This window comes from Sulfuricurvum sp., assembly GCF_036279695.1.
Classification (GTDB): Bacteria; Campylobacterota; Campylobacteria; order Campylobacterales; family Sulfurimonadaceae; genus Sulfuricurvum.
In genome coordinates this window covers 1-6,245 of sequence record NZ_DASUIQ010000122.1, presented here as the reverse complement: position 1 = coordinate 6,245, position 6,245 = coordinate 1, and the positions used below count along the sequence as shown (strand labels likewise).

General features: G+C 43.7%; 5 protein-coding genes and 1 pseudogene. All 6 read left to right on the top strand.

The features are described from left to right. Nucleotides 1-306 (top strand): annotated as a pseudogene (locus VFW36_RS11845) (aminofutalosine synthase MqnE); the annotation flags it as partial. A 9-nt stretch (nt 307-315) separates the two neighbouring features. Next, nucleotides 316-885: an aminodeoxychorismate/anthranilate synthase component II gene (locus VFW36_RS11840; RefSeq protein ID WP_329659023.1), complete on the top strand. Its 570-nt coding sequence runs from the start codon at nt 316-318 to the stop codon at nt 883-885. Further along, nucleotides 882-2,069, top strand: a complete 1,188-nt coding sequence (locus VFW36_RS11835; RefSeq protein WP_329659022.1) for a hypothetical protein — start codon at nt 882-884, stop codon at nt 2,067-2,069. The genes VFW36_RS11840 and VFW36_RS11835 overlap by 4 nt, the downstream gene beginning before the upstream one ends. 92 nt (nt 2,070-2,161) lie before the next feature. Further along, nucleotides 2,162-3,478 (top strand): ATP citrate lyase citrate-binding domain-containing protein, encoded by a 1,317-nt coding sequence (locus VFW36_RS11830; RefSeq protein WP_329659021.1) that lies wholly within the window; start codon nt 2,162-2,164, stop codon nt 3,476-3,478. Nucleotides 3,479-3,488: 10 nt separating this feature from the next. Beyond that, on the top strand, nt 3,489-5,306 hold the full coding sequence (locus VFW36_RS11825; protein WP_329659020.1) for a citrate/2-methylcitrate synthase: 1,818 nt from the start codon (nt 3,489-3,491) through the stop codon (nt 5,304-5,306). 107 nt (nt 5,307-5,413) lie between these two features. Further along, entirely contained in the window at nt 5,414-6,052 is a 639-nt protein-coding gene (locus VFW36_RS11820; RefSeq protein ID WP_329659019.1) for a prepilin-type N-terminal cleavage/methylation domain-containing protein, read from the top strand. Nucleotides 6,053-6,245 lie beyond the last annotated feature (193 nt).

The following is a 6,245-nucleotide window of genomic DNA, read 5'->3' as shown; positions in this document are numbered from 1 at the left end:
AATGTCAAAGAGTCGATCACGGCGCATGAAATTCTCAAAACGATGGCGATCAGCCGCATTGTTTTGGATAATGTCGCTAATCTCAAAGCCTACTGGGTCACTTCGACGGTGAATCTGGCACTCGTAGCCCAAGAGTTCGGGGCGAACGATCTGGACGGTACGATCGAGCGCGAGTCGATCAACTCCGCCGCCGGTGCCAAAAGTGCAAACGGGGTGAATCTTGAAGAGTTCGTTGCTCTGATAAAGAACAGCGGATTTGAACCAATTGAGCGTGATAGCTTGTATAATACAATCAAAGCATGGTAAGGAATTGTAATGATTTTAATGATTGATAACTATGACAGCTTTACCTATAATATCGTTCAGTATTGTTTGGAACTCGGCGCTGATTTAAAAATCATTCGTAATGATGAACTGAGTGTTGAAGAGATCGAAGCACTCCATCCTGAGAAGATTATCATCTCTCCGGGGCCGGCGACTCCCGATGATGCAGGGGTGACCCTCGAGGTCATTCACCATTTTGCCGATAAAGTACCTATTTTAGGGATATGTTTGGGGCATCAGAGTATTGCTCAGGCGTTTGGGGGACATGTCGTGCGGGCGAATCGTATGATGCACGGCAAGACATCAAAGATGGTACGTCAGGGAGAAACCCCTATTTTCCATAAACTTCCAGAGATGTTTACGGCGACCCGCTACCACTCGCTGATCGTCGAGCAGGAAAATCTCCCCGATGTGATTATCCCGACTGCCTACAGCGAAGACGATCATGAGATAATGGCGTTGGAGATCAAAGACAAACCGATTTACGGCGTTCAATTTCACCCCGAATCGATTATGAGTGAATTCGGACACGAGATCCTGAACAACTTTTTGAAACTATGAGAGAACGAGCCCTTTTTTTAGCACTCTTAGGGATTAATTTTTTAATTCTTGTTTTAGAGATCAAAGGGCTCTCTATCGGCTACAACGAAGCCAAAATACTTTATGCGCACAACCCCTCTTTACTAGGTTCCTTGATTACCTTTTCACTCCATCTTTTCGGACAAAACGATTATGCGCTCCGAATCCCGATGATTGTATTGCATCTCGTATCGGTCGTATTGCTGTACGAGATTTCCAAGCACTATTTGTCACGTCCGTATGATCGGCTGTGGCTTATCCTGATTTATGTACTGCTTCCCGGGGTGACCAGTGCGGCTTTGGTCGTCGATAATGCCGGTTTGGTTATCGCCTCTCTTTTTCTATTTGTTTATTTGCATCTGAACGCAGGTCGTTACGCTCTGATCGTCTTGCCGTTATTAGTTGTCATTGATCCGGCTTTTGCCTATCTCTTTTTTGCATTAATGTTATATGGGCTCTATCGTAAAGAGTATCTCTATAGTGTTCTTGGAGCCGTAGCGTTAAGCGTCTCCCTTTTTCTGTACGGTATTCATGTCGGGGGATTGCCGGAGAGTCGATTTTTAGATGTTTTAGGGGTGTATACCGCAATTTTTTCTCCGATTGTCTTTATCTATCTGTTTTATGTCCTCTATCGACGTATGATTGCCAAAGAGTGGGATTTGATTTGGATGATTTCAATGAGTGCGTTTATGATCTCACTGCTACTCTCCTTTCGTCAAAAAGTGGATATCCAAACATTTGCTCCGTTTTTGCTGTTGGCGTTACCTCTCGCCGCACAAACGTTTTTGCATACCTATCGTATTCGTTTGCGAGAATTTCGCAAACGGTACCGATTTCTCTTTTATTCTGCGTTTATTTTGTTGATACTCAATGCGTTAGCGGTCTTTTTTAATCACTATCTCTACCGTTTTATGAAAAATCCGACACATCATTTCTCCTATTCTATGCATGTTGCCAAAGAACTTGCACATCAATTACATTCCAACCGTATACGATGTGTTGATGCTCAGAATGAGAAATTGCAATTACGGCTCCGTTTTTACGGAATCACACACTGTGAAGATTACCGATTAGAGGATCATGCCCACTCAGAGAGCAAAAAAGTTACTATAAGTTACACTAAAAAACCGATATATGAGATATATGTTACAAAAGTAAACAAATAATCGATCTTGTTGTATCCAAAATAGCTCAGAAGCCATTCAAATTCTTCATAAGTGATATAATTTCTATCAAATAGATTTTCGAAGGAGTTGCAATGGCTCAAAGAGCGATTCGTGAATACGACGGTAAAGCAATTTTCTCTAAACATTGGGAAAAATACTTCAGTGGTTTTCATTACGGTTTCAAATCAGTATTGGTGACCAATGGGGATGAATTGCGTGCATGTGCGCAAAAACACGGTTTTGAATGGTTGAAACAAGAGGCTCTTGTTGCAAAGCCTGATATGTTGTTCGGTAAACGGGGTAAAAATGATCTAGTATTGTTTAGAACCAATAAACCGGGTGATGTCACCCTTGAAGAAGCCGCAAAATGGATTGATGAAAAAATCTCTCACGAAACAACGCTTCTTTCAGGACAACACGGGACATTGACCCATTTTATTGTTGAGCCGTTCACTCCGCACTCTCAAGACCAAGAGTACTATATCTCAGCAACGACAGTCGGTGAAGATGATGTTCTTTATCTATCGGCTGAGGGCGGTATGGAAGTTGAAGAGGGTTGGGAAGAGAAAGTTAACGAAGTTCATATCCCAATTACTATGGATGACGCGAACATCGCACATTTGATCCGTGCGAATGTCCCTGCGGGAATCCCTGCGGAAAACAAAGAGCGCTTTATCGCTTTTGCTGAGCAGTTTTACAAATTCTACCGCGATTTGAACTTTGCCTACCTTGAAATCAACCCGATTGTTATGATCGGTAACGATATGCATATCCTTGACTTGGTTGCACGTCTTGATGACACTGCAGGGTTTATGATGGGTGAATCATGGTGTGGTGCCGAATTCCCGACAGCGTTTGGTATGGAAGATCAATCTCCTGAAGAAAAAGCGATCGCAGAAGCGGACTCTAAATCGGGTGCTTCATTGAAACTTACTATCCTTAATCCGATGGGGCGCATCTGGACGATGGTTGCGGGTGGCGGTGCATCGGTTGTATATGCCGATACGATTGCAGACCTCTCCGGAAATGTTGCTGATCTTGCGAACTACGGTGAGTATTCAGGCGGACCGACTACCGGTGAGACTAAATTCTATGCCGATACGGTTTTGGATTTGATGACTCGCCATAAAGATCCGAAAGGACGCGATAAAATCCTTATCATCGGGGGTGCGATTGCAAACTTTACCGATGTTGCGAAAACCTTTACGGGAATTATCCAATCGTTTGAAACCTATGCAGACAAAATGAAAGCGGTCGGAACACGTATTTATGTACGCCGCGGCGGACCGAACTATGAAAAAGGTCTCAAAGATATTAAAGAAGCAGCAGACCGTTTGGGTCTCTATATCGAAGTTTATGGGCCGGAGACGCATGTCACTGACATCGTCCGTATGGCTTTAGAGAAATAAGGAGAGAATGATGGGTGCTTTATTTACCAAAGATACACAAGCAATTTTTTGGAACAACAACGCGAGCGCTATCCAACGTATGTTGGATTATGACTATGTCATCAATCGCGCGAAACCTTCGGTTGCAGCAATCGTTGCTCCGACTTCAGGAAACAAATTCGAGAAATTTTTCTATGGTCCCGATGAGATCATGGTTCCGGTTTTTCGTAACACGACCGAAGCGGCAGCCGCGTTTCCAAATGCAGACGTTCTTTTGAACTTCGGATCATTTCGTACGGCGTATGACGTTACGATGGAAGCGATCACGCTCAAAGGACAATTCAAAACCGTCATGGTTACCGCAGAAGGGATCCCTGAACGTCTTGCTCGTAAAATGAACCAAGCGGCTCGCGATGCGGGTGTCGTTGTTATCGGACCGGCAACGGTCGGCGGTATCGCTCCGGGCGGATTTAAAATCGCTAACGTCGGCGGAACGATCGAAAACATTATTAACTCTAAACTGCACCGTGCAGGTTCATGCGGACTCGTAACACGTTCAGGCGGTTTGTTCAATGAACTCTCTAACATCATCAGCATCAATGCCGACGGTATTGCAGAGGGTGTTGCAATCGGTGGAGACCGATTCGTAGGATCAGTATTTATTGACAACCTTCTTCGTATGGAGAGCAACCCTGAAGTTAAATATATGGTTCTTCTCGGCGAAGTAGGGGGGACTGAAGAGTACAAAGTGATCGAAGCGGTTAAATCAGGCAAGATCAAAAAACCGATCATTGCATGGTGTATCGGAACGATCGCAAAACATTTCAGCTCTGGTGTTCAATTCGGTCACGCGGGTGCTTCGGCAAATGCGGATGCAGAGACGGCAGCGGCTAAAAATGAGGCGATGGCGGCAGCAGGTATTTATGTTCCTGCAAGTTTTAACGATCTTCCTCAAAAAATTGCTGAAGTTTACGGAAAACTTCGTGCAGATGGAACCATTGGTGAAATCGTTGAACCGGCATTGCGTGAAGTACCGAAAGTACGTCGTAAAAAAGAGTTCATCTGTACGATCTCTGATGACCGTGGGGATGAAGCGACGTATGCGGGTTATCCGATCAGCTCGGTGGCAACACCTGAGACAGGTTTTGGAATCGGTGATGTTATTTCACTCCTTTGGTTCAAAAAACGTTACCCGAAATGGGCGACCGATTATCTTGAAACGGTTATCAAAACCGTTGCCGATCACGGTCCGGCTGTTTCGGGCGCACACAATGCAAAAGTTACCGCTCGTGCAGGGAAAGACGTTATCAGCTCATTGGTAACAGGATTGCTCACTATCGGACCACGTTTCGGCGGCGCGATCGATGATGCGGCAAAATATTTCAAATACGCGAACGATCGCGGTATGTCTCCGGCAGAGTTCATTGATTATATGAAAAAAGAGGGTAAAACGATTTCCGGTATCGGTCACCGTATCAAATCGGTTCGTAATCCGGACCTTCGTGTATCAGGACTCAAAAAATACGCGGCTGAGCACTTTCCGGCAACTCCGTTGCTTGATTTTGCTCTTGAAGTCGAAAAATTGACAACGTCTAAAAAAGATAACCTTATCTTGAACGTTGACGGTACGATCGGTATCTTGATGGTCGATATGTGGCGTGCTCTTGGTTACAGCGAAGACGAAATCGACGGCTTCATCGAAGCAGGTGCGTTGAACGCATTCTTCGTTGTCGGTCGTTCAATCGGATTTATCGGTCACATCTTGGATGAAAAACGTCTCGGTATGCCGATGTATCGCCACCCTACAGACGACATTCTCTACAACGTCGAACTCGCTGACGAAATTTAATTTCTCCGTATCCCCGCTTCTGTGGGGGTACCGCTTCTTTTTCCTCTATCTTTCCACTTTTTTGTTATAATCGTTTTTTGATGAATTTTGTTTTCTAAGGTCATACAATGAAACGTTTTGCTTTTACTCTGTTGGAATTGGTTTTTGTCATTATAGTAATGGGGATATTGGCAGTACTCGCTATGCCGAACTTTACAACCCAACCATTACAGCAAGCCGCTGAACAAATCGCAGGGCATATCCGTTATACGCAACATCTTGCTATGGTCAGTGATGATTTTAATGAAAGTGATGCAACATGGTGGCTAAGACGATGGCAAATACGGTTTTATGCATCCGGTACGCCACTGAACTATTATTATACGATTTTTTATGACAAAGATAAGAATAGAAATGTAAATCATGCTGTAGGAGACGTGGAAGTCGCAATTGATCCATTGACAAATAAAAAATTACATGAATCGGATGATAATGGCATCATGGATCTAACGGGAACACATGGAATTTCCAAAGTAGTTTCTTCATGTAGTACGAATGATGGTAGCTTGCTTTCCTCAAACCTAGGAGTATTTGCGTTTGATAAACTTGGGCGTCCCTATAATGGAATTTCGAATGCCGCGAGCCAATCACAGTATTTGTTAACACAAAACTGTACAATCAAGCTAGAACATACATCTGATGGTAATGCTACGATTACTGTCTTTCCCGAAACCGGTTATGTGGACATAAATTATACAAATCCGTGATAAAAAGTAATTCTTTTCAATTTCTTTTTCAAACCTCTTGACTTCTTTTGTATTTTCCCCTATAATTCCCGTCCACAAACGCTGATAGGCCTTGAGTTAAGGTTTAGAGTTTGAGTTTGAGATCATTGAAAACTAAGTAGGTTAGCGGTTCGAGACGATGTCTTCGAGACGTTGACCTTATGTCAACACAATA